Source organism: Streptomyces sp. AJS327, assembly GCF_013450295.1.
GTDB lineage: Bacteria > Actinomycetota > Actinomycetes > Streptomycetales > Streptomycetaceae > Streptomyces.
The window spans coordinates 701,102-722,034 of record NZ_SKBR01000001.1; the positions used below are offsets into that span (position 1 = coordinate 701,102).

Consider the following 20,933-nt stretch of genomic DNA (forward strand, 5'->3'; position numbering starts at 1 on the left):
CACCCCAGGCACACCCGGCGGCTGCCCCACCGGCGGACGCGGCCCGGCGCTCGCGGGACCCGGCCCGGCCGGGGCGCCCGGGCCGGGCAACGCGCCTGGCCTGAGGGCGAGTTCCGGCCGGAACCCCGGCGCCCGGAGGCGCGGCAGGCCGGTGCCGGCTCGGCTCAGCTCCTGCCGGGGCCCGCGTCGGAACCGGGCTCCGGATCGCCGTCGGCGCCCGGTCCGGAGGACTTCGACTCGGAGGAGCCGTTGCGGCCGGTGAAGGTGTCCCGCAACTTGCCGCCGAGGTCGCCCGCCCCGCCTGCTATGTCCTTGACCAGGTTCATCAGCGGGTCCTTGCTGTTCTTGACCGTGTCCGAGTAGTGGGTCGCCGACTCCCGGAAGGAGTCGGCGATGGTGGTGTCGCCGTCCTCGTCACGCGTGGGGTAGTGGCCGTCCATGATGCGCTGGTAGTCCCGGCTGTTGGCCCACTTCCGCAGCTCCGCGGCGCGCACGGTGGTGAACGGGTGGGAGCGCGGCAGCACGTTGAGGATCTTCAGGACGGAGTCCCGCAGGTCCCCGGCGCGCTCGTACTCGTCGGCCTGGGCCAGGAAGGCGTCGACGTTCATCTCGTGCAGGTGGTTGCCGCCCGCGAGTTTCATCAGCCCCCGCATGGACGCCTGGAGATCCTGGCCGACCAGCAACCCGGCGCGGTCCGCGGAGAGTTCGGACTTGCGGAACCACTCACGCAGCGCCGTGACGATCGCCATGATCGCTACGTTGCCCAGCGGGATCCACGCGACTTTGAGCGCGAGGTTGGTGAGGAAGAGCAGGACGGTGCGGTACACCGCGTGCCCGGAGAGGGCGTGGCCGACCTCGTGGCCGATGACGGCGCGCATCTCCTCCTCGTCCAGCAGCTCCACCAGACCGGTGTTGAGGACGATGATCGGCTCGTCCAGCCCGATGCACATGGCGTTCGGCATCGGGTTCTGGGTGACGTACATCGGCGGGACCTTCTCCAGGTCCAGGATGTAACAGGCGTCCCGCAGCATGGCGTTCAGGTGGGCGAACTGCTCGTCGCTGACCCGCACGGAGTCGGAGAGGTACATCAGCCGGAGGCTGCGCTCGGGCAGCAGACCGCTCAGCGTCTTGAAGATGGTGTCGAACCCGCTCAGCTTGCGCAGCGCGACCAGCGCCGAGCGGTCGGCCGGGTGTTCGTAGGCGCGGGAGGAGATCCCGGAGAAGCGCCGCCGCTCCCGGCCGGGCAGCCGCTCCACGCCGTCTGTGCTGTCGCTCATGGTCGTTCCCCCTCGTCGACTGGGCTGTCCAGCCTAGACGTTCGGCACCGGAGCGCGGCGGGCCTGTGGACAAGTCCGGCCCCGCACCTGGCTGTACCGCCACGACCAGCGGAAACGCGGAACCGTCACGAACCGTCGGCCGGCGGAGGGGAGCGGGGCTCCCCGGAACTCCGGCGTGCGCCGGGACCCGCCGGTCCTCGGCCGAGGCCCCGTCACCCCCGGAGCGCGGCGCTCCGGACGGCCGGGCGCGCGGCGCTCCGGACGGCCGGGCGCGCGGCGCCCGGTGGCGCGGGCGACGACCGGGAGAGCTGAGTCGCCGTGAGCCGCCAGAAGACGCACGCTTACGATGTGCCTGAACAGTTCCTGCTCGACCTGCACGGCGACACGGCCGGGGCCGCCTCGGTCCGCGCAGGACGGCAGTGACCGCACGACCGGCACTTCAGGCAACCGTCCGTCCCGATGTGGAGAGGCCCCGCTGACGATGACCCTCACCGCCGCAGCCCACGACACCCTCAACGCCCTCGCCTCCGGAGGCGGAGAGCACGGAGCCCACGAGAGCCTGAGCCCGCTGCTCGTCGGCGGTGGCGCGCTGGTCACGCTGCTTCTGCTGCTGTGGATCACCACCCGGTTCAACCGCGACCGCTGAGGCCCCCGGCCGGAGTGCGTGGGGCGCGCCCGGGGTCCACCGGCGGTCACCAGGGGCGCTGAGGCGCGTCGGGTGTGCCGGGGCCCACCGGCACTCGTTGGTACTCCATCAGCGCTCGGCCGCGTCCCACGGGATTCCGAACCCTCGTTCGGCGGGACACGGGACCGGCGCCCGGACATGAGGATAGGGTCGGCACGCATGGGAGAGCGCAGAGTGCCCGGCGGCGGTAAGCGGCGGCTCGGGGTGATGGGCGGGACCTTCGACCCGATCCACCACGGCCACCTGGTGGCCGCGAGTGAGGTCGCCGCGCGGTTCCACCTCGACGAGGTGGTGTTCGTGCCCGCTGGCCAGCCATGGCAGAAGAGCCACAAGACGGTCTCGCCGCCCGAGGACCGCTACCTCATGACGGTGATCGCCACGGCGTCCAACCCGCAGTTCTCGGTCAGCCGCATCGACATCGACCGGGGCGGCAAGACGTACACCATAGACACGCTCCGTGAACTGCGGGACGAGAACCCGGAGACGGACCTCTTCTTCATCACCGGCGCCGACGCGCTCTCCCAGATCCTGGGCTGGCACAACGCGGAGGAGCTGTTCTCGCTCGCCCACTTCATCGGAGTGACCCGTCCCGGGCATCACCTCGCCGACCCGGGCCTGCCGGACGGCGGGGTCTCGCTGGTCGAGGTGCCCGCGCTGGCCATCTCCTCGACCGACTGCCGGGAGCGGGTGGCCCACGGCGACCCGGTCTGGTACCTCGTGCCGGACGGCGTCGTGCGGTACATCAACAAGCGGGCGCTGTACCGGGAAGGGGGCCCGCAGGCGTGAACGACCGCTACGGCCACGGCCCCTACGACCCGTCCGACCCGTACGGCCAGCACGACCCGTACGGCCGGGGCGGGCAGCCGGAGATCCTCGGGTACGACGAGTACGGACAGCCCGTCTACCGGCAGGGGCCGGGCCCCGGCGCCCCCTATGAACCGGCGTACGACCCGGCGTACGACCCCACCTACGACCCCACAGCCGCCTACCCGGCCCAGCCCGGCCAGCAGGGACCCCCCGGACACCCGGGGTACACCGGGAACCCCGGCTACCCGGAGCCACCCGGCTACCCGGACCAGCGCTCCGCCCACGATCCGCACGGCGGCTACGCCTATCCCGCCGCCCCCGCCGAGGGCTACCCGGGCGACTACGGTCAGCCGGGGGGCTACGGCGGGGGCTACGGCGCCCCGGCGGCCTCGTCCGACCCCGGTGCCTACGACCCGTACGCGGTGCCCGGCCCGTCCCACGAGGCGGAGGCCGCCGGGAACCCGGGGTACGCCCGGACCCGGGAGCGGGAGTGGCTGCCCCAGCAGCCCGGACCGCCCGCGGCCGAGAGACCGGGCGCGGAACCGGCGGGGGGCGAGGATCCGGAGGGCGCCGGGCGCGTGCCCTCCCAGCGCGCCCCGGACGGCGCCGGGTACCAGACGGAGCAGTTCTCCTTCGTCGAGGAGCCGACGGACGACTCCGAGGACGTCATCGACTGGCTGAAGTTCACCGAGAGCCGCACCGAGCGCCGGGAGGAGGCCAAGCGCAAGGGCCGCCACCGGGTCACGGCACTGGTGGTGCTGGTGGTGCTGGTGGTGGCGGGCGGCGCGGGCTACCTCTGGCAGGCGGGAAAGCTGCCCGGGATGGACGGTGGCGGCGGGGACGCCGCCACCGCGCGCGGACAGCAGCGCGACGTGATCGTCGTCCACCTGCGCGACACCGACGGCGGCGGCAGCTCCACCGCACTGCTGGTGGCCAACGAGGACGCCGGCGCGGGCACGACCCTGCTCCTCCCCAACGCGCTCGCTGTCTCCGCGGAGGAGGGGACGACGACCACGCTGGGCAAGTCCGTCGAGGACGAGGGCGCCGCCGCCACCCGGGACGGCCTGAGCACCCTGCTGGGCGCCGACATCAAGGGCACCTGGCGGCTGGACACCCCGTTCCTGGAGACCCTCGTCGAGCTGGTCGGCGGGATCTCGCTCGACACGGACGTCGCGGTCCCCGCCGAGAAGCGCGGCAAGCCGCCCCGGGTGAAGCAGGGCAAGGACCAGAACCTGGACGGCCGGGCGGCCGTCGCCTACGCCACCCACCGCGTCCCAGGCGAGCACCACGGCAAGCAACTGCACCGCTTCGGGCGGGTGATGCAGGCCACGCTGCGCAAGCTGTCCAGCGACGCGGACGGGGCGACCGAGCTGGTGAAGGCGCTCGGTCAGATCCCCGACCCGTCCCTGACCGAGCGGCAGCTCGGCGCCTCCCTCGCGAAGCTCGCGCAGCTGGCGAAGGACGGTGAGCACGCCACCCGGCTGGTGCCCGTCCGGCAGAACGGCACGCTCTCCAGCGCCACCAGCGGCGGTCTCGTCAAGGACGTGCTCGGCGGCACCGTCAAGAACTCCGATCCGGACGCCGTCCTGCGGGTCAGCCTGACCAACGCCAGCGGCACGCGGGGCGCCGGGGACACGGCCTCCGCCGACCTGGTGAACAGCGGCTACACCGTGGTCGACGGCGGCGCCGGGGGCGCCGCGCGGGCCCGCTCGCGGGTGAGTTACGCGGACGCCGAGCACAAGGCGAAGGCCACGGAGGTCGCGAAGACGCTCGGACTGCCGGGCAGCGCGGTCCGCCAGGGCAAGGGCGCGGCCAACGCCGACGTCACGGTGGTGCTGGGCGGGGACTACCGGAGCTGATCCACCGGCGCGGGCCCGTCGGCGATCCGGCGGGGCCGCGCGGCCCCGCCGGGCTCGGCCCCCGGTACCGGCGGGCGCCGTGAGATCCTGGGCGGGATGTGTCCATCCGGACCCCGGCCCTCGACCCGAAAGCATCTCCTGTGACCGCCACGGACCGTTCCATCGAGCTGACCACCGCCGCCGCGCAGGCCGCGGCCGACAAGCTCGCGCACGACGTCGTCGCGTACGACGTGAGTGACGTGCTCGCCATCACCGACGCCTTCCTGCTGGCCTCGGCGCCCAACGACCGCCAGGTCAAGAGCATCGTCGACGCGATCGAGGAGAAGCTGCACAAGGAGCTGGGCGCGAAGCCGGCCCGCCGTGAGGGGGAGCGTGACGGCCGCTGGGTCCTGCTGGACTTCGTCGACATCGTCGTCCACGTCCAGCACAGTGAGGAGCGGGTCTTCTACGCCCTGGAGCGGCTGTGGAAGGACTGCCCGCAGATCGAGCTGCCCGAGGACGCGAAGGCGACCCGGGGCAAGGGAGAGCAGGCCGCCCCCTCCGGCGAGCGCGACGGCGAGCTGAACTGATCGTGCACGTCGCGGAGCCCCGTAACCGCCGGATCGTGCTGTGGCGGCACGGTCAGACCGCGTGGAACCTGGAGCGCCGCTTCCAGGGCACCACCGATATCGAACTCACCGACGAGGGCGTGGCCCAGGCCCGCCGTGCCGCGCGGCTGCTGGCCGGGCTGCGGCCGGACGCCGTCATCTCCTCCGACCTGATGCGGACCCGGGCCACCGCCGCCGAACTGGCCGCTGTCACTGGTCTGCCGATCGTCCATGACGAGGCGCTGCGCGAGTCCTTCGCGGGGGAGTGGCAGGGCCTCACCCACGACGAGATCATGGAGCGGTTCGGCGAGCAGTACGCCGCCTGGAAGCGCGGGGAACCGGTGCGCCGTGGTGGTGGCGAGCTGGAGTACGAGGTCGCGGACCGGGCGGCGCCGGTGGTGGAGCGGTCCGCCGACAAGCTGCCCGACGGCGGCACGCTGGTGGTCGTGAGCCACGGTGGCACGATCCGTACGACCATCGGGCGGCTGGTCGGTCTGCCGCCGCACACCTGGGAGGCGCTGGGCGGTCTCGCCAACTGCTCCTGGTCGGTGCTGGGTGAGAGCGTCCGGGGCTGGCGCCTGCTGGAGCACAACGCGGGCTCGCTGCCGGAGCCGGTCCTCGGCGACGACGACTGACCGGCGACGTCGCGCCGCCGGGGCGGGTGCGCTGCCCCGGTACGGATTTCGTTTTCGCTTCCGCCGCCTGTAAGCTGCTCCTCGTTCGCGGCGCTCCGGCGCCCGGAGCGCGGGGCTATAGCTCAGTTGGTAGAGCGCTTGCATGGCATGCAAGAGGTCAGGAGTTCGATTCTCCTTAGCTCCACAGCACGCCTCGTTCGTTCCCTGTCATCGAGATGGCGGAGAACGAACGGGGCTTTTTCGCGTGCCTCTCCGTACGCTCCCCGGTGCGAGCGCCGGGTGGTGGTGCGCGGTTGTGCTCCGCCGGTCGGCGCGGGACAGCCGGTCATCCGGACTGGTCCCGGCGAGCGCCGCCGGTGGCGGGACGGTCATCACCGTCGGACGTTCCCCGGGAACTCCGGGGCGGCTCTCCGGAGCTGCGGGGTGACCTCCGGCGACTCGGCGCTGAGCAGCGCGTTGTGTGTGCCCACCGCCCACCCCGGCGCTCCGGCCCGGCGTGGTGAACGCGCCCGCCACGGTGGGCGGTTGGCGGGGAACCGGCCGCGGCCCCCTGTCGCGCGGGCGGTTGCCGGGCGGTGCGCGGAGGCCCCCGCACCGGGGCACGAGTGGTTCCCGTCGCGCTCCGGGGCGCCTCCGGGACTGCTGGTATGGGGGAGAACGTGGCAGAATCGTGACGGCTGGCGAGGGCGACGCTCCGAGGGGAGGGACGGGTGCGATGTCGGCGATGGTCCTCGCTGAGGAAGGCCGCCTGTGCTCCGAGGGCCCGCCCGGATGCTTCCCGCCCCTTCAGGACGCCCTTCAGTGCCCATCCTGCGGATCATCGAATGTCGCCCAGATGCTCGGCGACAATGGAGGAGTTTCCTACGTGTGCACGGCTTGCGGCCATAGCTGGAGCTGACTGAGATGGGTGCACACAGCAGGAAGTGTGACTGGTGCGGCAGCGGCACCCCCATCGTCCGTGACATGGAGCCGGTGAACACCGCCTACCAGTACTGGTGCGAGGACTGCGCCCGGGCGCTGATCATAAAAGGCGATCCCATCGAGACCTACCGTGAGTTGGACGGTGAGCCGATCTACGGCCGCCTGCTCGACGACCACTGCACGCTGAAGCGCTTCTACTCCTTCGCCACCGCCTGAGGCGGCCCGTCCGCGCGGGGCCCCGCGCCCCGGCGCGGTTCCCGGTGCTTCGACGCGGGGCTCCGCGCCGCCCGTAGCGCCACCGACCCCGTCAGCGTCAGGAAGCAGACGGCGGCCGCGGCGTAGCCCGCCGAGAGCGCCATCTCGCCCGCGCCCTGGTGGAGTTCGGCCCGCTCCCCGGGCTGGCCGTGCGGCACCCACCACAGCGCGTACGAGCAGAACAGCGCCCAGGTGACCGCCGTCCCCGCCCACCAGCGGCCGCTGGCGCGGCGCCGTGCCTCGGCGGCCAGCAGCAGCCCGGCGGGCACACACCACACCCAGTGGTGTGACCAGGAGATCGGGCTGATCAGCAGGGCCGTCGCGGCGCAGCCGAGCGTGGACCAGGCGGAGGCGAACGGCAGCCGTTCCGGTTCCGCGACCGCCGCCAGCACCGTGACGCTTATGCCGGCCAGCGCGCAGAGCCCGGCCACCGCGAGCCACGGTGTCCCGGGCTGCGGAAGATGGAGGAGGCGCGTCAGCACACCGCTCAGCGCCTGGTTGTCGGTGATCACCGGGTGGCCCACGCGGCCGGAGTCGAAGAGCAGTCGTGTCCAGAAGTGCCAGGAGTCACGCGGCAGCAGCGCCGCGCCGAGCAGCACGGTGGCGACGAGGGTGGCCGTCGCCACCGCTGCGGCGCGCAGCGCGGGGTCGGGCGGGCGCCGGTGGCCCGCACGCCGTCGCCGGGCGGTCCGTACCGCGCCGCTGACCGCCAGCAGCAGGATGAACAGCGCGGGGGTCAGCTTGACGCCAGCGGCCAGCCCGGTACCGGCCCCGGCCCAGGGGTGACCGGCGCGACGCGTCATGTCCCAGAGCACCAGGACGGTCAGCAGCAGGTTGACCTGCCCGTAGCGGAGGGTTGTCCAGACGGGTTCACACCAGACGGCGGCCCCGGCCAGGGCCAGCGTGAGCGCGATCCGGGCGGCCGGGTCGGCGGGGAGGAACGGGGCGGACGGGTCTGGGGAAGCTGGCGGGCCCGAGGGTGCCGCTCCCGCTGACGGCCCGAAGGGGTCGGCCGGGGTCCGCTGGCCGGGGGAGTGGGGCGCGTGGGAGCGGCGCGGGAGGTGGAGCAGCCGCAGCGAGAGGTGGACGAGGACGACGAGGAGCAGCAGGTTCAGGACGGTCGCACAGGTCCGGGCCGCCGCCTCGTCGACCAGCGTCAGCGGGGCGAACAGGAGCGCCGCGCACGGCGGGTAGGTCATCGCCAGGTCGGCCGGGGTGAAGCGCAGTGCGTAGAGGTCCGCCCCTGCCCGGGCCGCCGCGGCACCGGCCCGGTAGACGCTGAGGTCGATCATCGACACCCGCGCCGCGTGCTGGGCGGCCCAGCAGGCGGCGAAGGACAGCAGGCAGAACGCGAGGGCGAGCGGCCACCGGCGGACCCGCCCGTCCAGGGGCGAGCGCGCGGCGAACCAGGGAGCCCGTGGGGGTGGGGTCGGCTGCGGGGGTGCGCTCACGAGGGCGGCTCCAGGTCACGGCGGATGGCCGGGCTCCCGAACCGGTTGACCGCGTGTGGCGCGGTCGCTCGGCTCCCGTACGCGCGGCGCTACCCGGTCAACCGTCCGTGTGCCGCGCGGGAGATGTCGTGGTCCGTGGTTTCGCCCGGAAGGGGAGGTCGCCGGTGGCCGGAAGCGATTTGGCGGAAGGGGGGATGAGCTGTGTAAGCTTGGCGAGGCCGCTGCGGGATGGCGGTCGGTTCCGGGGCTATAGCTCAGTTGGTAGAGCGCTTGCATGGCATGCAAGAGGTCAGGAGTTCGATTCTCCTTAGCTCCACACAGGTTGAGACGTTCGGAAGTGCCCCGTCATACGGCGGGGCACTTTCGCGTGTGTGGGCCCGGTTGAGCCCGGTTTCGTGGGGTCGTCTCCGTGGGCCGTTCGCGGGGGCTGGCGGTGCCCCGTCCCGGGCGGGGCCCGTCCCGCGATCTGGCGAACTCCCGCGCCCCGCCCGCTCAGCCGTCCGGTGGCCCGGGATCCGTCGTGTTCGCGAGGCCGCGAACGGCGTGGGTGACGGCGGCGAGCGCCAGCATCCGGACCGTGTCGACGGGCGCGGAGACGTGGCCGGTGGCGGCGGCGACGAAGCCGTCCCCGTCGAACCGGGTGTGCGGAGGGGTCAGGGCGCGGGAGAGCCCGTCGTGAGCGCCCTGCGCCACGATCCGGCAGCCGGTCTTGTCGAGCCGGGCGTTGGTGACGACGACGCCGATGGTCGTGTGGGCGCGGTCCGGGGTGAGCGCGAAGGGGGCCTCCAGGGCGCGCACCGCGTCGAAGGTGATGTCGCCGCGTCCGTCGTCGATGTCCCCGAAGGCGTTGACGGCGCAGAGGGCGCCCACGGTCAGGTCCCCGAGCCGGTGCTCGGCGTACCCGAGGCCGCCACGGCGACGGCCCCCGGGCCCCCGCCACTGGCTGACGTACGCGCCGGTGCCGGCGCCGACGGCTCCGGTGAGCTGTTGCTCGCCCCGGGTGGCCTGGGCGGCGAGGTATCCGGCCTCGCTGGTCGGGCGGATGGTGGAGTCCCCGGCGGCGAGGTCGAAGAGCGCCATGGCCGGGACGATCGGCACGACGCCCGCCGGGGTGGCGACGCCGCGTCCGCGTTCCTCGTAGTACCGCAGGACGCCGTCGGCGGCGGCCAGTCCGTAGGCGGAGCCGCCGGTGAGCAGGACCGCGTCGACCCGGGTGACGGTCTTGTCCGGGGCCAGCAGGTCCAGTTCGCGTGAGGCGGGCGCCCCGCCGCGCACCTCGCACGAGGCGACGGTGTCCTCGGGGAACTCGACGACCGTGCAGCCGGTCTGGGCCTCCTGGTGCGTCCAGTGGCCGAGGCGCACGCCCTCGACGCCGAAGGAGCGGTGGTGGCCGTCCGTGCTGGAGGGGTCCGTCACGGTGTGGGCTCCGGCGTCGGGGCGTCTCGGTCGGCCTCGGGCATGTGGCATCTCCTCTGTCGTGACGCTGCCGGTGGCCTGCCGCGCCCCGGGCTGGCCAGGCTTCCGGCGCGGGAGCCGCCGGTCAAGGGCGCGTGGCGGGACGGCGGGGCGCGTCCGCTCGGCGCGCGGTGGCTGGCGTGGGGCGTCTCGGGTTCCGGGCGGGCCCCGGGTGGCGTACGGCCTTGCGGTACCCTGAGCCCATGCGTGCCCGACGCCTTCTGCTGAGCTGGCCGCGCTGAACAGTTCCGGTTCCCGTGGTGGACCGGAAACGGCGCGGCCCCCCCTCCTGTGCGAGGGGTTCTTTTGTTTTGGGCCCCGTGGGGTGCTGAGCTGAGACGATCCGATGGAGCTTTGAGGACGATGAGCGAGACGACCAACGCCGCGGAGAGCGCGGCCCCCCATCGCTACACGGCGGCGCTGGCCGCTGACATCGAGGCGCGCTGGCAGGACTTCTGGGAGAAGCACGGCGTGTACGAGGCGCCCAACCCGGGCGACGGCGAACTCGGCGGCGATCCCCGGCGGGCGGCCCTGCCGAAGAAGTTCATCATGGACATGTTTCCGTACCCCTCGGGCAGCGGGCTGCACGTCGGCCATCCGCTGGGGTACATCGCCACCGACGCCTACGCCCGTCTCCAGCGGATGACCGGCCACAACGTCCTGCACACCCTGGGCTTCGACGCCTTCGGGCTGCCCGCGGAGCAGTACGCCGTGCAGACCGGCGCCCACCCCCGGGGGACGACCGAGGCCAACATGGTCACCATGCGGTCCCAGCTGCGGCGGCTGGGGCTGGGGCACGACGAGCGCCGGTCGTTCGCGACGATCGACCCGGAGTACTACCGCTGGACCCAGTGGATCTTCCTCCAGATCTTCGACTCCTGGTACGACGCGGACGCCGGGCGGGCCCGGCCGATCAGCGAGCTGGTGGACCAGTTCGAGACGGGTGAGCGGCCGACGCCCGGCGGCTACCAGCCCTGGCCGGAGCTGGACGCGGCGGCCAGGGCCGAGGTGCTGAGCGAGTACCGGCTGGCCTACGCCTCGGACGCCCCGGTCAACTGGAGCCCCGGGCTGGGCACGGTGCTGGCCAACGAGGAGGTCACCGCCGACGGCCGCAGCGAGCGGGGCAACTTCCCGGTCTTCAAGGCCCGGCTGCGGCAGTGGAACATGCGTATCACCGCCTACGCCGACCGGCTGCTGGAGGACCTGGACGGACTGGACTGGCCCGAGTCGATCAAGCTCCAGCAGCGCAACTGGATCGGCCGCAGCGAGGGCGCTCGCATCCGGTTCCCCCTCGGGGACCAGGGGGTCGAGGTCTTCACCACGCGCCAGGACACCGTCTTCGGCGCCACGTACATGGTCCTGTCCCCCGAGCATCCGCTGATCGACACGGTGGTGCCCGCCGCGTGGCCGGAGGGCACACCCGCGGTCTGGACCGGCGGTCACCCGGATCCGGCCACCGCCGTCGCCGCGTACCGCGCCGAGGCCGAGGCCAAGTCGGACGTGGAGCGGCAGGCCGACGCCAAGGTGAAGACCGGCGTCTTCACCGGTGCCCACGCGACCAACCCGGTCAGCGGCGAGCGCGTTCCGGTCTTCATCGCGGACTACGTGCTGATGGGGTACGGAACCGGCGCGATCATGGCGGTCCCGGCGCACGACCAGCGCGACTTCGCGTTCGCGCGCGCCTTCGACCTCCCGATGCGCTGTGTGGTCGAGCCCTCGGACGGCCGTGGCCTCGACCCGGCGGCGTGGAGTGAGGCGTTCGTCTCCGGCGAGGCGCGGATCGTCCACTCCGAGGGGGAGACGGTCTCGCTGAACGGCCTGCCGGTGCCCGAGGCCAAGACCCGGCTGACCGCGTGGCTGGAGGAGCGCGGCCTCGGCGAGGGCACGGTCAACTACCGCCTGCGGGACTGGCTGTTCAGCCGCCAGCGGTACTGGGGCGAGCCGTTCCCCATCGTCTACGACGAGGACGGTGTGGCGCACGCGCTGCCCGAGTCGATGCTGCCGCTGGAACTGCCCGAGGTCGACGACTACTCCCCGCGCACCTTCGACCCGGACGACGCGGAGGCCGAGCCGGAGACGCCGCTGTCCCGCAACGAGGACTGGGTCAACGTCACCCTGGACCTCGGGGACGGCAGGGGGCCACGGCGCTTCCGCCGGGAGACCAACACCATGCCCAACTGGGCTGGCTCCTGCTGGTACGAGCTGCGCTACCTGGACCCGCGCAACAGCGAGCGGCTGGTGGATCCCGAGGTCGAGCGGTACTGGATGGGGCCGCGCGCGGGCATGCCCACCGGCGGCGTCGACCTGTACGTCGGCGGCCAGGAGCACGCGGTGCTGCACCTGCTGTACGCCCGCTTCTGGTCCAAGGTGCTGTTCGACCTGGGGCACGTCTCCTCGGCCGAGCCGTTCCACAAGCTGTACAACCAGGGCATGATCCAGGCGTACGTCTACCGGGACGAGCGCGGGATCGCCGTTCCGGCCGCCGAGGTCGAGGAGCGCGACGGCGCCTACTTCTTCCAGGGCGAGCGGGTCTCCCGGCAGCTGGGCAAGATGGGCAAGTCGCTGCGGAACGCGGTCACTCCGGACGAGATCTGCGCCGAGTACGGCGCGGACACCCTGCGGCTCTACGAGATGGCGATGGGCCCGCTGGACGTCTCCCGGCCCTGGGACCCGCGTGCCGTGGTCGGCCAGTTCCGGCTGCTCCAGCGACTCTGGCGGAACATCGTCGACGAGCGGACCGGCGAGTGCGCCGTCGTCGAGGCCGAACCGGACGTGACCACCCTCCGGGTGCTGCACAAGACGGTGGACGGCGTGCGGCAGGACATGGAGGAGCTCCGGTTCAACACGGCGATCGCCAAGATCACCGAACTGAACAACCACGTCACGAAGTTGACCGAGGTACCGCGGGCGGTGGCCGAGCCCATGGTGCTGATGATCGCGCCGCTGGCCCCGCACGCGGCCGAGGAGCTGTGGCGCCGACTGGGCCACGAGGACGGCGTGGTGTACCAGGCGTTCCCGGCGGCCGATCCGGCCTACCTGGTGGACGAGACGGTGACCTGCGTCGTGCAGATCAAGGGCAAGGTCAGGGCCCGGCTGGAGGTCCCGCCCTCCGTCTCGGACGCCGACCTGGAGGCGCGGGCTCTCGCGGACCCCACCGTCGTGGCCGCTCTGGGCGATGCCGGGGTGCGCAAGGTGATCGTCCGGGCGCCCAAACTGGTCAACATCGTCCCCGCCTGATCACGCGCTGAGCGCGGGACGGACGGGCGGCTCCCCGCCACGGTGGCCGGGAGCCGTCCGGAGGACGCGCCGGTCCGTCCGGAACCCGCCTGCCCGGGCCCCTACGGGGACGGTCCGGGGGTGTTCCGGGATCTCCTGGAACCCGGTACCCGGCCCGCGCGTTTACTGTGGAGTGGACTCGCACGGACGGAAGGGCGGTCCATGGAATTCGTCTTCGGTGCGTTGGCTCTGCTCTTCGTGCTCTTCGTGGTGTACGGCTGCGTCCTCACGGTGCGCGCCGTGCGCGCGATGCGGCGCGGCGTGGAGCGCACCGGTGCGCAGGTGCGGCGCACCGTCGAGGAGACCACCCTCAAGGCGCGCGCCGCGCAGCCGGGAGCGGTCGGAGAGGTGGCCCGGGTCCGGCTCGGGCTGCGCTCCTCCGTCGACAACACCCGCCGCGCCCTGGAGCTGGGTGTGGCCGAGGACCCCTCGCTCCGTGAGTCCCTCGCACTTCTTGACCAACTACACGAGCACGCACGCCAGTTGGACCGCGAACTGCGAGTGCTGATGGAACGTGAGCCGGACCGCGCCCGGATCGCGGACCGGCTGCCGGCGGCGCGGGAGCGCGCGGACCGGATCCGCGAGTCAGCGGACTCGCTCCGCTTCGCCGCGCAGGAGCGTGCCAGCCAGCACGGGGCCGACGGTCTGGACGCCCTCCGCGAACAGATCCAGATGGAGTCGGTCGCGCTGCGGCACTGGGAGAAACCCACCACCGGCGGCGAACCGGACGACCACACCACCCGCCCGGCGTCCTCCGGCGGACCGGCGCCCGGCGCCGCCGCGGAGGCCCCGGCCACCGAGGGCGCCGAACCCCGCCCCGCCGAGCTGGGGGACCGGAGACGGAACGGCGCGGGCGCGGACGGCGCCCGCTGGATCGACGACCTCTCCCTCGGAGGGGCCCGCTCCGACAGCCGCTCCGACCCCCACGGCACGAGCTGACCGTTCCCCTCGGTCGTCGCGCCCCGTCCCAGGGATTCGGAGCCCGGCCCCTCGGCCACGGGAGCGCCCGGGGCGGTTCGGGTGGCCTGCCCACGGGCTGGGGAGGGGCCGCGTTGTCCCGGTGGGCTTGCGGGTATTCGCGCGGGTTCCCGGGGCCCGGCCGGGGGGAGATAATCGGCCAGATAGCCTCTGGACCATGCCGCGCAATGTCGCCATCATCACCGATTCCACGGCCTACCTCCCGCAGACCGCCCTGGAGGAGCACGGCGTTACGGTCGTCCCGCTCACGGTGGTGCTGGGCGGCGAGGCGTACGAGGAGGGCACCGGCATCACGGCGGACACCCTCGCCACCGCCCTCCGCGAGCGGCGCGCGGTCACCACCTCCCGCCCGGCGCCGGAGACGTTCGCCCGCGCCTACCGGAGAGCCGCCGAGCGGGGCGCCGAGGCGGTCGTCTCCCTCCACCTCTCCGCCGAGATCTCCGGTACGTACGACGCGGCGCTGTTGGCGGCCCGCGAGGCGCCGCTGCCCGTCCGGGTCGTGGACACCGGGATGGTCGCGATGGCCCTGGGCTTCTGCGCCGTCGCGGCGGCGGGGGCGGCGGACGCCGGGGGTTCCCTGGACGAGATCGTGGCGGCGGCCGGAGAGCGGGCCGCCGGGACCTCCGCCTACTTCTGTGTGGACACCCTGGACTACCTCCGTCGCGGCGGCCGGATCGGAGCGGCTCGTGCGCTGCTCGGATCGGCCCTGGCGGTCAAGCCCCTGCTCGAACTCGCGGACGGCCGTATCGACTTGCTGGAGAAGGTGCGCACCACCTCGCGGGCGGTGGCGCGGCTGGAGGAGATCGTCGTGGAGCGCGCGGGCTCGGCGGAGGTCGATGTGGCGGTGCACCACCTGGCCGCACCGGAGCGGGCCGAGCGCCTGGCGGAACGGCTCGACGAGCGGCTGCCGGGGCTGTGCGCGCTGCACGTCAGCGAGGTCGGCGCGGTCATCGGAGCGCACACGGGACCGGGGCTGGTGGGGGCGGTGCTGTCCCCCCGCTGAGTGACGTGGTTTTCCACAACTCACGGGTTGTCCACCGGAATTCCGCAAGATCGTTCGCTCCGGCGGAAGCCGCCTAGCGTCGGTCGGCATGAGTCCTCGAACCGACACCCGTGCCGTCCGCGCCCACCGCACCACCGGTACCGCCCGCTCGGCCCGCACTGCCCGTGACCGTTCGCGCCCGCCCCGCACCCACGCCCACACCACCCCAGGAACCGGCTCCGGAACCCGCCCAGGAACCGGAGCTGGGACCGGATCCGGGACCGGTCCTGGAGGCGGGCGCCGCGTCCGCCGTGTCCGGTCCGTGGGCCCGTCCCTCCCGGCCCGCCGTACCCGGCCCTGGCGCCCCGTGCCACCGCGCCCGGACGCCCAGCGGGCCGCCGCCCTCTTCCCCGAGGCGGCCACCACGATCACCTCCTACCCGGGCGCCTCACCTCCAGCCCTCACCCCGCGAGCCCTCACCCCACGAACCCCCGCCTCTCAAACCCGCGTCTCCCCGTCTCGGGCGTCCCGGTCTCCCGCGCCCCGGCCGCTCACGTCCGGGGACCCGCGGCTAGCGAGCGTTCCGCCCCCGCCCGTCCCCGAACCAGCCACCCCCGCCCCCGGCGGCGAGGGCCTCCCGGGCTCCCCCGGGGCCGCTTCCCCGCGGGTGGGCCCGTCCTTCGGCGTCGGCGCGCCCACCCCCGGCGGATCGGTGGACGAACCCCCACGCACCCCCGGCTCTCCACCGAGCGGACCCGACCCGGCGGCCGACTCCGCCACCGCGAGTCCCCCGCCCCGTGAGCCCGTCCCCGCCAACTCCCCACCCCCGGAACCCCGTTCCGCTCCCTCCGGGCCGTCGCGGCCGCTCGCCAGCCCGGGCGAGCGGCTCCCCTGGCCGACCGTCTCCGAACCACGCCCGAACGTGCGGCTCGGCGCCCCACCGGCTTCCGTCCAGTTCGCCCGCCACCCACCGGGCCTCCCCGTTCGCCCCTCCGGAACGCGCCCGGACCCGCGCCCCGAGACGCCGGACCCGCCGGAGGGCCCCGTCCTCTCGCGGGACGAGGCCGTCGCCGTGGCGCGCTCCGCCGTTCGGCGCGGCCGCGCACGACGGGCGGCCCGGAACCACCGCCGACCTGGCCCGGGCCACCCTCCGCCACCGCGCGTGAACCGTGGGACGGGTGAGACGGCGCCGCTCCCGGCGGTGTCGGGGGCCACCCCGCCGTCCTCGGCGGAGCGCGGAATCTCCCCCTCGGACATCGCACTGGGCACCCCGTTCCACGCCTCGCGCTGGCTGCGACCCCCGAACCCGCCGTCATGGGCGCGGGAAGAGCCCGAACCGCCACCCCCTGACCCGACCCCGACCCCGGTTAGGGACGAACGCGGGAGGGCCGCCGGAGCCCCCTCCGGCGAGGCGTTCCCCGGCCAAGCTCCCGGCGCCGTCCACACCCCCGGCCGCCTGGGACCACGCCGTCCACACGAGCCAACCACCCCCGCCCGTCCGGTGGTTGGCCGGGAGACAGCTCCCGGCGAGACCGTACGGCCCTCCGGCGCCGAAGCCCGAGTGGGCGGTGGTCAGCCCCCTCCGAAGCCCGCGCCCGCCGGGAACACGCCCACCCCCACCGATCCGGAGAGCGGTGGCCCGGAGTGGCGGCGTCGCACCGAACGTCTGGGGCTCGCCCTCCGCGAGCGGCTACCCCTCTGGCTCCAGCCGCGCTGTGGGCTCCGGGCGCGGACGGTGCTCGCCGTCCTCGTACTGCTCGGCGTCGCGCTCGGCTTCGCCGCCTGGCACTTCTGGTCCGGGCGGCCCCGGCCCGTCGAGGCTCCGGCGGTCCAGGGGGCGGGCTCCCCGGCGGCTCCAGGTGGTTCCGGCTCCGCGGGCGCCTCCGGGCGCGCGGAGGGCGTCGCGCCGTCCACGGCGACCGGCGCCCCCGGCGCTGGTTCCGGGCGGCCGGTGGTCGTCGACGTGGCGGGCAAGGTCCGGAAACCGGGCGTGCGGCGACTCCCCGCCGGATCCCGGGTCTCCGACGCGCTGGCCGCCGCCGGGGGCCTGCGCGGCGAACCCGACACCACCGGGCTGAACCGCGCCCGCGTACTGGTGGACGGCGAGCACATCGTGGTCGGCGCCTCCGGTACCACGACCGCCCAGGGAGGTCAGCCGGGTGCCGCCGGTTCCGGCGCGACCAGCGGAAAGGCCGGAGCCGCGCCCGGGGGCCAGGGCGCTCCGGGCACCCCCGTCAGCCTCAACTCCGCCACCGCCGACCAGTTGGAGACCCTTCCGGGCGTCGGGCCGGTCCTCGCCCAGCACATTCTCGACCACCGTGCGGAGCGCGGCGGCTTCACCTCCGTGGACCAGCTCCGCGAGGTCAACGGCATCGGGGAGAGCCGCTTCGCCGAACTCGAACCCCGGGTCTCCCCGTGACGCCCGGTCGGGCGGCGCCGCACGCCGCCGCCGGACACCCGCTCGGCTCCTCCCATCCCCGGCAGGAGGGGCCCACCGACCTCCGGCTGCTGCCGGGGGCGCTCGGCGCCTGGGGAGCGGCGGCCCTCGCGCTCGGCGCGCCCGGCTGGAGCGTCATGGTGGGCGTGGTGCTCTGCGGCGGCTGCGGTCTGCTCCTGGTGCTCCTCGCCGCCCGGGCACACCCGCCCGGGCCCGGGCGGCCGGGGCACCCGGCCCGCCCGGTCGGTCCCTCCACCACCCCACGGCACCCGCCCACCGCCCCGCCCCCGAACCCGTCCCCTACGGCGGAGCCCCCGCAGACGCGGCGCACCCGCGCCGGACCGGAGCCCGCGTCGTCGGTTGCCGCCGTACCGTCGTGGGCGGTGGGGGACTCCGCCACCCCCGCCACCGCCCGGAGGGGCGTGCGGCTCGGGCTCGCGCTGGCGCTGCTCTGCGCTGCCGCCGCCGCGGGCAGCGCGGCGCTGCACTCCGCGGACCTCCGGCGAGGTCCCGTACCGGCCCTCGCCGAGCGGTACGCGATGGTCAACGTGGAGGTCTCCGTCAACGGCGACCCCCGACTGGTGCGGCCCCGGGCGAACGGCGCCTCGACGGGCGAGCCGACGGTCCTGGTACCGGCCGTCGTGCGGGAACTGTCCCCGCTGGGCTGTGACGCCCGCCCCGGCGCGCGCTCGCCCGCCCGAGTCGGGGTCCCCGCCGCGTGTGCCCGGGAACCCTCCGCCCTGCGCACCCCGGTGCTGCTCGTCGTCAGCCCCCGCGATGACGGACCCCCGGACGCCGCGCCGGGCCGCCCGGACACCCCCGGCGGCGAGCGGAGCCCCCACGGCCCGCACGCCGAGCCGAGCCCCGACGGCACGGACGGCGCGCACCGCTCCGACGGGGCGGAACCCGGCGGTGACGAGGGCGACAGCGCGGGGACGGCGGCCGGTCCGTGGCGCGGTCTCCTACCCTCCACCCGCCTGCGTGTCACCGGTCAACTGGCCCCCACCACGGGGCACTCGGGCGGCCGTCCGGTCGCCGCCGTCCTCCGCGTACGAGACGCCGGACCGCCCCGGCGGACCGCTGCCCCGTCAACGCTCCAGCGCGCGGCGGGCAGCCTCCGCACGGGCCTGCGTGACGCCACCGCCTCCCTCGGCGGAGACGCCCGCGGCCTGCTGCCCGCACTGGTCGTCGGCGACACCTCCCGCCTCCCGGACGCGCTCCGGGACGCTTTCCGCGCCACCGACATGGTGCACCTCCTCGCGGTCAGTGGAGCCAACCTCAGCATCCTCCTCGTGCTGCTGATTGGCCCCGCCGGGATCGCGCACCGCTCCGAACGCGGCGGTCTCGCCCCGGGGTTGGGCATCCCACTGCGCCACACCGCGCTCGCCGGCTCCCTGCTGATCCTCGCCTTCGTCCTGGTGTGCCGCCCCGAACCCAGCGTGCTGCGCGCCGCCGCCTGCGGGGCGATCACCCTCCTCGCCATCGGCACCGGACGGCGCCGGTCACTGATCCCGGCGCTCGCCGGGGCCGTGCTGCTCCTGCTGCTGTTCGACCCCTGGCTCGCACGGGACTTCGGCTTTCTGCTCTCCGTCCTGGCCACCGGCTCGCTCCTGACGATCGCCCCACGATGGGCGGCGGTCCTGCGGCGTCGGGGCGTACCCGGGCGGGTGGCCGAGGCGCTCGCCGCCGCCGCGGCGGCCCAACTGGTCTGCGCCCCGGTCGTGGTGGTACTCGCGGCGCACGTAAGCCTCGTGGCGGTGCCCTGCAACCTCCTCGCCGAGTTCCTCGTCGCCCCCGCCACCGTGCTGGGCTTCGCGACCCTGGCGACCGGCGTCTGGGCCCCCACCGTCGCGAACTGGCTGGCCTGGCTGGCCAGTTGGCCGACGGACGCCATCGCGGCCATCGCCCGCGCCGGGGCACGGCTGCCCGGCGCCGAGATCGGCTGGCCGAGCGGCTGGACGGGCGCACTGTGGCTCGCGCTCCTCCTCGGCGGCCTTCTGTGGGTCGCCGGGCTGCTCCGCCTGCCCCACCGTCCGCTGCTCTGCGCCTGCTGCGCGCTGCTCCTGGCCGTGGCCCTGTTCCGCCCGGCGCCGCTGGTGCGCCCACTGCTCGGCTGGCCGCCGCCCGGCTGGCGGATGGTCGCCTGTGACGTGGGTCAGGGAGACGCGCTGGTCCTCGCCACCGGCGAGCGGAACACCGCCGTCCTGGTGGACGCCGGGCCGGACCCGGAAACCGTCGACCGCTGCCTGCGAATCCTGGACGTCACCTCGATCCCCCTGCTGCTGCTCACCCACTTCCACGCCGACCACGTCGGTGGGCTGTCGGGCGCGCTCCGGGGCAGATCGGTCGGTGCCGTGCAGACCACCGGGCTGGAGGAGCCGCCAGGTCAGGCCCGCGCCGTCCGGCAGACGGCCCGCGCGGCCGGGGTTCCGGTGCGGCCGGTCGCGGCCGGGGAGCGGCGGCGGGCGGCGGAGCTGTCCTGGCGGGTGCTCTGGCCGCCGCCGGACCTCGCGGCCAGAGGGGCGAACGACGCCAGCGTCACGCTGCTGGTGCGGACCGGCGGACTGACCGCACTGCTCGCCGGTGACCTTGAACCACCCGCGCAGCGCCGGTTGTTGGGCGCCCACCCGCATCTCGGCACCGTCGACGTCCTCAAGCTGCCCCACCACGGCTCGCCGCACCAGGATCCAGCCTTCCTCGGACGGCTGCGTCCCCGGCTGGCACTCGTCTCGGTGGGAGAGGACAACCCCTACGGACATCCCGCGCCCCGCGTGCTGCACACCCTGCGAGAGGCGGGCGCGCTGGTGGCCCGTACGGACCAGAACGGCGCGCTCGCCGTCATCCCGCGCGAGGAGCGCGCCGGTGGCCGGACGCCGGGCGGGGGAGCGGCGGGCGAGGACACCCGGGAGCGGGCCCCGGCCGTGGTGGTGGAACGCGGCAGCCCGCGCGGCGGCGGGAGCACCACCGCCCCGCCACCCCAGGCACGCCCAGCCGCCCACCGCCACCGACGGCGCCACAGAGCCGAGTTGTCGCCGCCACGCGTTCCGGGGCCCGTCCCGTCCGGGCGCGGCGGGGGACGCCCCACATTACGGAGGCGCGCCCCGGCGGGTCACACGGGTCCGCACGGGGGCGCGGCCCCGCGCCTCGCTCACGCACAACGCCTGTGCCACCGGCGGTTCCACGAACCACGGCCCCAGGCCCAGGCCCAGGCCCGGCCCCAGCTCCAGGACCAGATCCGGGACCGAGTCCAGGGCCGGAGCTGGCGTGCGCTCGCGAAGGCGACGGTCGACGTTCACGATGCCCGGAGGCACGAAGCATCCGCCGGATA

Annotated in this window: 14 protein-coding genes, 2 tRNA genes and 1 pseudogene; 14 read left to right on the forward strand and 3 right to left on the reverse strand. The window is 74.5% G+C overall.

The features are described 5' to 3' along the window. Positions 1–164: 164 nt before the first annotated feature. Complete coding sequence (locus E0L36_RS02755; protein ID WP_180927235.1) at positions 165–1,277, reverse strand: M48 family metallopeptidase; 1,113 nt, start codon at positions 1,275–1,277, stop codon at positions 165–167. A gap of 481 nt (positions 1,278–1,758) precedes the next feature. Here E0L36_RS02755 and E0L36_RS02760 point away from each other — a divergent pair, with 481 nt between their 5' ends. The 8 genes from E0L36_RS02760 (at position 1,759) to E0L36_RS02790 (ending at position 6,987) form a co-directional block, all read left to right on the forward strand. After that, complete coding sequence (locus E0L36_RS02760; RefSeq protein WP_180927236.1) at positions 1,759–1,923, forward strand: hypothetical protein; 165 nt, start codon at positions 1,759–1,761, stop codon at positions 1,921–1,923. Positions 1,924–2,121: 198 nt separating this feature from the next. Continuing rightward, the gene (gene nadD / locus E0L36_RS02765; protein WP_180927237.1) at positions 2,122–2,748 is read left to right on the forward strand and encodes a nicotinate-nucleotide adenylyltransferase; all 627 of its coding nucleotides are present in this window, start codon (positions 2,122–2,124) and stop codon (positions 2,746–2,748) included. Continuing rightward, positions 2,745–4,628: an LCP family protein gene (locus E0L36_RS02770; RefSeq protein ID WP_180927238.1), complete on the forward strand. Its 1,884-nt coding sequence runs from the start codon at positions 2,745–2,747 to the stop codon at positions 4,626–4,628. Before nadD ends, E0L36_RS02770 begins: the two co-directional genes overlap by 4 nt. 140 nt (positions 4,629–4,768) lie before the next feature. After that, positions 4,769–5,197 carry a ribosome silencing factor gene (rsfS, locus tag E0L36_RS02775; protein ID WP_180927239.1) on the forward strand — a complete coding sequence of 143 codons (429 nt, stop codon included), beginning with the start codon at positions 4,769–4,771 and terminating at the stop codon, positions 5,195–5,197. 2 nt (positions 5,198–5,199) lie between these two features. Further along, the gene (locus tag E0L36_RS02780) at positions 5,200–5,850 is read left to right on the forward strand and encodes a histidine phosphatase family protein (RefSeq protein ID WP_308416612.1); all 651 of its coding nucleotides are present in this window, start codon (positions 5,200–5,202) and stop codon (positions 5,848–5,850) included. A gap of 111 nt (positions 5,851–5,961) precedes the next feature. Continuing rightward, positions 5,962–6,034 (forward strand) — tRNA-Ala (locus E0L36_RS02785). A gap of 531 nt (positions 6,035–6,565) precedes the next feature. Next, positions 6,566–6,748: a hypothetical protein gene (locus E0L36_RS27360; protein ID WP_258015878.1), complete on the forward strand. Its 183-nt coding sequence runs from the start codon at positions 6,566–6,568 to the stop codon at positions 6,746–6,748. Between the two features lie 5 nt (positions 6,749–6,753). After that, positions 6,754–6,987, forward strand: a complete 234-nt coding sequence (locus tag E0L36_RS02790) for a hypothetical protein (protein ID WP_180927241.1) — start codon at positions 6,754–6,756, stop codon at positions 6,985–6,987. On the opposite strand, the gene E0L36_RS02795 is transcribed toward E0L36_RS02790, so the two are convergent. Next, entirely contained in the window at positions 6,966–8,414 is a 1,449-nt protein-coding gene (locus tag E0L36_RS02795) for a glycosyltransferase 87 family protein (protein ID WP_258016007.1), read from the reverse strand. The two genes, E0L36_RS02790 and E0L36_RS02795, sit on opposite strands and share 22 nt — an antisense overlap. Before the next feature lie 306 nt (positions 8,415–8,720). On the opposite strand from E0L36_RS02795, the gene E0L36_RS02800 reads away from it, so the two are divergent. After that, a tRNA-Ala gene (locus E0L36_RS02800) sits at positions 8,721–8,793 on the forward strand. 176 nt (positions 8,794–8,969) lie between these two features. On the opposite strand, the gene E0L36_RS02805 is transcribed toward E0L36_RS02800, so the two are convergent. Next, a complete protein-coding gene (locus E0L36_RS02805; RefSeq protein WP_219636083.1) occupies positions 8,970–9,893 on the reverse strand; it encodes a P1 family peptidase in 924 nt (307 codons plus the stop codon). Between the two features lie 402 nt (positions 9,894–10,295). On the opposite strand from E0L36_RS02805, the gene leuS reads away from it, so the two are divergent. From leuS to E0L36_RS02830, 5 genes and pseudogenes are all read left to right on the forward strand, one after another. Further along, positions 10,296–13,169: a leucine--tRNA ligase gene (gene leuS / locus E0L36_RS02810; RefSeq protein WP_180927244.1), complete on the forward strand. Its 2,874-nt coding sequence runs from the start codon at positions 10,296–10,298 to the stop codon at positions 13,167–13,169. 201 nt (positions 13,170–13,370) lie between these two features. After that, on the forward strand, positions 13,371–14,147 hold the full coding sequence (locus tag E0L36_RS02815) for a hypothetical protein (protein ID WP_180927245.1): 777 nt from the start codon (positions 13,371–13,373) through the stop codon (positions 14,145–14,147). Positions 14,148–14,343: 196 nt separating this feature from the next. Beyond that, on the forward strand, positions 14,344–15,189 hold the full coding sequence (locus tag E0L36_RS02820) for a DegV family protein (protein ID WP_180927246.1): 846 nt from the start codon (positions 14,344–14,346) through the stop codon (positions 15,187–15,189). A gap of 1,540 nt (positions 15,190–16,729) precedes the next feature. After that, positions 16,730–17,587, forward strand: coding sequence for a helix-hairpin-helix domain-containing protein (locus tag E0L36_RS02825; RefSeq protein WP_308416613.1), 858 nt, complete (start codon positions 16,730–16,732; stop codon positions 17,585–17,587). Between the two features lie 440 nt (positions 17,588–18,027). Further along, positions 18,028–20,478 (forward strand): annotated as a pseudogene (locus E0L36_RS02830) (ComEC/Rec2 family competence protein); the annotation flags it as partial. Positions 20,479–20,933: the final 455 nt, after the last annotated feature.

Excerpts from the sequence above, each read along its gene's own strand:
- E0L36_RS02755 (WP_180927235.1), bottom strand. The coding sequence starts at position 1,277 with ATGAGCGACAGCACAGACGGCGTGGAGCGGCTGCCCGGCCGGGAGCGG.
- E0L36_RS02760 (WP_180927236.1), top strand. The coding sequence starts at position 1,759 with ATGACCCTCACCGCCGCAGCCCACGACACCCTCAACGCCCTCGCCTCC.
- nadD (WP_180927237.1), top strand. The coding sequence starts at position 2,122 with ATGGGAGAGCGCAGAGTGCCCGGCGGCGGTAAGCGGCGGCTCGGGGTG.
- E0L36_RS27360 (WP_258015878.1), top strand. The coding sequence starts at position 6,566 with ATGTCGGCGATGGTCCTCGCTGAGGAAGGCCGCCTGTGCTCCGAGGGC.
- E0L36_RS02790 (WP_180927241.1), top strand. The coding sequence starts at position 6,754 with ATGGGTGCACACAGCAGGAAGTGTGACTGGTGCGGCAGCGGCACCCCC.
- leuS (WP_180927244.1), top strand. The coding sequence starts at position 10,296 with ATGAGCGAGACGACCAACGCCGCGGAGAGCGCGGCCCCCCATCGCTAC.
- E0L36_RS02815 (WP_180927245.1), top strand. The coding sequence starts at position 13,371 with ATGGAATTCGTCTTCGGTGCGTTGGCTCTGCTCTTCGTGCTCTTCGTG.
- E0L36_RS02820 (WP_180927246.1), top strand. The coding sequence starts at position 14,344 with ATGCCGCGCAATGTCGCCATCATCACCGATTCCACGGCCTACCTCCCG.